Source organism: Sphingomonas sp. (assembly GCF_051962185.1).
Lineage (GTDB): Bacteria > Pseudomonadota > Alphaproteobacteria > Sphingomonadales > Sphingomonadaceae > Sphingomonas.
The window spans coordinates 1-4616 of sequence record NZ_JBQCCN010000239.1; the positions used below are offsets into that span (position 1 = coordinate 1).

General features: G+C 68.0%; 3 protein-coding genes. 1 reads left to right on the forward strand and 2 read right to left on the reverse strand.

Annotated features, from left to right (window positions below; translation table 11 throughout):
* A partial coding sequence (locus tag ACTHJR_RS15465; protein ID WP_440524135.1) for a GNAT family N-acetyltransferase occupies nt 1–906 on the forward strand: 906 nt, incomplete at its 5' end.
* Here ACTHJR_RS15465 and ACTHJR_RS15470 read toward each other — a convergent pair.
* Nucleotides 881–2533, reverse strand: a complete 1653-nt coding sequence (locus tag ACTHJR_RS15470) for a hypothetical protein (RefSeq protein ID WP_440524136.1) — start codon at nt 2531–2533, stop codon at nt 881–883. The genes ACTHJR_RS15465 and ACTHJR_RS15470 overlap by 26 nt on opposite strands.
* Nucleotides 2534–2572: 39 nt before the next feature.
* A complete protein-coding gene (locus ACTHJR_RS15475) occupies nt 2573–4267 on the reverse strand; it encodes a hypothetical protein (RefSeq protein WP_440524137.1) in 1695 nt (564 codons plus the stop codon).
* Nucleotides 4268–4616: the final 349 nt, after the last annotated feature.

Below are 4616 nucleotides of genomic sequence, written 5' to 3' on the forward strand. Positions count from 1 at the left end.
GAGTACGTCTTCGATCACGCCTGGGCCGATGCCTGGGAGCGGGCCGGCGGCGATTATTACCCCAAGCTCCAGGTCGCCGCGCCCTTCACCCCGGTGCCGGGCCCTCGGCTTCTGCTGCGCGACGACGCCCTTGCCCCGGCATTGATCGGAGCGATCGAGGCACTGACCGATCAGAACGGCCTGTCCTCCGCACACGCCACCTTCGTCACGCCCGACCAGCTACCGTTGTTCGACGCTGCGGGCTGGCTGATCCGCGAGGGCACGCAATTCCACTGGAGGAATGACGGCTACGCCTCGTTCGACGATTTCCTGGCCGCCCTCGCCAGCCGCAAGCGCAAGGCGATCCGTCACGAGCGCGCCAAGGCTGTCGAGGGCCTGACCATCCGCCACATCACCGGCAGCGAGCTGACCGAGGCGCATTGGGATGCCTTCTGGACCTTCTATCAGGACACCGGCAGCCGCAAATGGGGGCATCCCTATCTGACGCGGCCGTTCTTCTCGCTATTGGGCGAGCGGATGGCCGATCAGGTGCTGCTGATCCTGGCCGAGCGCGACGGCCGGCCGATCGCGGGCGCGCTCAACCTGATCGGCGCCGACGCGCTCTATGGCCGCTATTGGGGATGCGTCGAGGACGTACCCTTCCTCCATTTCGAGCTGTGCTATTACCAGGCTATCGACGCGGCGATCGCGCGCGGCCTCGACACGGTCGAGGCTGGCGCGCAGGGCGAGCACAAATTGGCGCGCGGCTATGTGCCCGTCCCGACCTGGTCGGCGCATTACATTCCCGACCGCAATTTCCGCCGCGCGGTGGCCGATTTCCTGGTCCGCGAGCGCGCCGGCGTCGAGAGCGACCAGGAGTATCTGGCGCAGCTCACCCCGTTCAGAAAAGGGGAACCTTGCTCTTAGGCGGCAGCGGGAATTCGCCCCGCTTGGTCTGCGGCGCGACGTCGACATGGTTGACCTTGAACACGACGCTGTCGCCGCTGCGCCAGATCGGGGTCAGGTCCTGCACATATTTGGCGTGATAGGGCGGCGGGCTGATCAGCCAGACATAATCGAATGCCGGGCGCGGGAACAGCGCCAGGCTGCGGTCGATCGGCCGCCACCATTCGCGCGGGCATTGGCGTTCGGTGACGATCTCCGACGGATCGTGCGAAAAGCGGCCGGCGGCGACATATTTGGTCGTCAGCAATTGCGCGCCGGGCATCGACCATTGGTCGTTGGTATAGGCGGCGTTGCGTTCGAGCGCGAGCGCGGGGAGGTGCTCGAGCCGGCTCATCAGCCATTCGTTGTTGCACGTCTTGCCGACGAAGCTGACCAGCCGCGCACCGACCGGAATATGGGCGAGCGCCTTCAGCTCGCGATCGTAATTCTGGTCGAAAATGTAGAAGCTGACCGTCGTCGCGGTGGTGCGGACCAGCACGAAGGCGAGGCCGAGCCACGCCACGGCGGTCATCGCGCGGCGCGAGACCATCGGCTTGGGCCGGATCGCGATCACGCCGATCGCGACCATGAACGGGGCGAGCCGCATGTCGGCATAGGCCGAGCCGAACACGATCCGCGGCAGCAGCACGAACACCGCGACCAGGAACAATGTCGAGAGCCCGACCGCGCGCGAATATTCGAAATTGGGATCACGCACGGCCTTGAAGATGACGAGACCGATCACCGCCACCGATGAAATGTCGAAGGCCATCCAGCGATCGCGCAGCATCATCGTCAGCCAACTGATCTTGGCGCGCCAATTGAACCAGTCGGTGGTCTGCCCCGACACGTGCTGGCCGCTACGCCACGCCACCATCAGCAGCATCGGCAGGCAGAGCGGCAGGCAATGCAGTCCGGCGCGGACGAATCCCATCGCCCAGCGCTTGGCGCCTTCGCGCGTGATCGGTCCGATCCGCGCCCCGACCTCGTCCTTGATGCGGTCGTGCTCGCGCACCATCTCCGCCGAGAAGGCGAGCACCCCGAGTACGCCCCAGCCGAAGGTGTGGCAGACCCACAGGATGCACGACAGCGGCACGAAGAGGAGCGCGCGGAGGCGGAATTTCCCGAGCCGCGCCAACCGCAGCCAGAGCGCGAACATCGGCAGCGCCCAGGCCATCGACAGCATGAAGTTCACGAAGCCGAATTGCAGCGGGTAGCAATAGGCGAGCGGCAGCGCGAACAGCGCCGTCGGCGGGATCCGCCCATGCACTTCGCGCGCGATCCAAAGGATACCGATCACGATGAACGGCGGGATCGACAGCACGATCAGCTTGACCGAGAGCTCGAGCCCGAAAATCGGCTTCAGCGCCTCGACCAACAGGTCGACGCCGAGATTGCCGATCAGCGACCATTGAAAATTGTACCAGTCGAGCAGCCAGGGATAGGTCTGGAGATCGACTTGTACCCGATAGCGCCCCATGTGCCCCGGCAGGTCGACCAGCGGCGGGATGTCGGGCCACAGCAACGGCACCATCGACAGCAGCGCCATGACCACCACGAAGGTGCGCGTCTGCCACCAATTGAGCTTGCCGTCCGCTGACCCCTGCATCGCGCCGCTTTAGGGCGTGTGCTCCCCACCGGCAACGGCCTAGCGGCGAGACGAGTCGATCGCGAAAATGCGCCCGCCGGAGGGAACGCGCACGACTTGGCGGAGCCACGCCGGCGCCTTGCCGCGATTGAGGTCCGCCGAGAAGGGCGCGGCGATTCCGGGAAAGCCGTCGCACGCCACCACCCAGTCGGGGCGCCATTGCGCGGCGATCGCGCGCGCCTGATCGGGCGAGCCGCGATAGAAATCGTACATCGCCAGATTGCCCGCGCCGTCGCGGTGATAGGCGGCGGCGATCAGGCGCTGGCGAGTCAGGGCGATCGCCGGGCCGCCGGTGTCGATCGGCGCCATCACGCGGCCCACCGGTAGGCGGCCGAGCGCCGCGATCAGATCGGGCGCGGTGCAACTCGCTCCCGCCGGCGCCGGCCGCACCGGCACCATCGCCTGGGCCGCGATCGGGTAGAGCATGCCCGCCGAGGCGAGCCAGGCACCGACCAGCGGCACCGCCCCGCGACGGCGCGCGGCGACGATCAGCGCGCCGAGCGCGGGCCCCGCCAGCATCGCGCCGGCATAAGCGCCGCGCAGCTGCAACAGGGTGACCGCACCCGCGCCGAGTTGAAGCACGAGCAGCACCCACCAGCCGCGCGTGCCCCCACGCCGGACGTGCCAGATCCCCGCGACCAGGCCGGCCAGGGCGAGCCCGGCATAGCCGATCGCGACCGAGGGATCGGCGGCGAACAGCGCCTGCGCCTCGCCGACGCGAGTCAGCCACAGCCGTTGCAGCAGCGGATCGACCCCTCCGTAGGGCGACAGGCATTGCGGAGTCGACATCGCGAGCGTCGCGGCGAGCGCAAGCCCGCTCGACAGCGCCAGCGCCAGTCGCACGCGCGCGCTGCTGTTCCAGCCGATCAGCGCGAGCCCGATCGGCGCGAACGAGGCGACCATCAGCGCGCGCGCCGAAATCGCGGTGAAACCGTCGCACGCCGGATAGTCCCAGGCGAACGGCCGGAAGATGATACTGCACGCGACGGTCGCTGCGCACAGGGCGATGCCGAATCCCATCAGCCGATCGCGCGCCTCTCGCCCGCCCGCGACCCAGTCGGCGACGGCGACCCCGCCCGCAAGCGCGAGCAGCGGCATCATCTCCATGCCGATGACGAGGCTGAGGCTGGTGGCGATGCCGGCGAAGATCCCCGCCATCATCGATCCGCGTCCGACCAGCATCAGCGTGGTGACCAGCAGCAGCACGATCTGCAGATTGTGATGATCGATCCGCCCCGGCACGAACAAGGTGCTGGCGGGATAGGCGATCGCCGCGACGACCATCGCCGGAAAGGCGATCTCCGCGCCGCCGACGGTGCGGGCGATGCGGCCGACCAGCGCGATTGCCGCCGCGAGCATCAGCGCCGGCCACGCGATCACGGCGACAAGCTCAGCGGTTTCCCGCCCGAGCGCGCCTTGCAGCAAAACGATGATCCCGCCGGGCGCGAGGTCGGCGAGCCGCGACCAATGCATCGCGACGCCGGTCGCGCCGAGGCGATATTGGGTGAGGTCGGCAAAGCCCTGGCCGTCGATCCAGTCGCGAATCTGTTGCAGCCGCATCATGTCGTCGGCGTCGGGCAGCCGCAGCACCGACAGATTCGCCCAGTCGCGCCACGCCCACGCGGTCGCCAGCGCGCAAGCGAGCGCGATGGCGACCAGCGCGTCGATCCACGCCGAGCGGTCGGTCCGTTCCATGCGCGCGGTGTAGAGCGGCTACGGTTAAGGGCGGGTTAGACAGGCTTCCGGAAAGGTCCGGTGTTGACCCGTTTTGGTAGGTCGGCTGACGCGAGAGACCCGTAGGCTCCCGCTCGGCATGACGATCGTCACCCCGGCCTTGTGCCGGGGTCCAACCCTCCACAACCGAGATGCGGCGTGGTGGCACGGTGGATGCCGGGACGAGCCCGGCATTGTCTGTTTGAGTTATCGTATAAGCGCGCGGTTCCGCTCATAAGCGGGATGCCCGGGCCGGGTGGCCACCCGGCCCGGGCGCGATTGGTCCGACCGTCCCGGCATAGGGCTCGCGCCCGTCGTCATCTTGGTCGCC

What these genes read in the sequence shown, in the direction of transcription:
- ACTHJR_RS15470 (WP_440524136.1), bottom strand. Translation starts at nt 2,533, where the DNA reads ATGCAGGGGTCAGCGGACGGCAAGCTCAATTGGTGGCAGACGCGCACC.
- ACTHJR_RS15475 (WP_440524137.1), bottom strand. Translation starts at nt 4,267, where the DNA reads ATGGAACGGACCGACCGCTCGGCGTGGATCGACGCGCTGGTCGCCATC.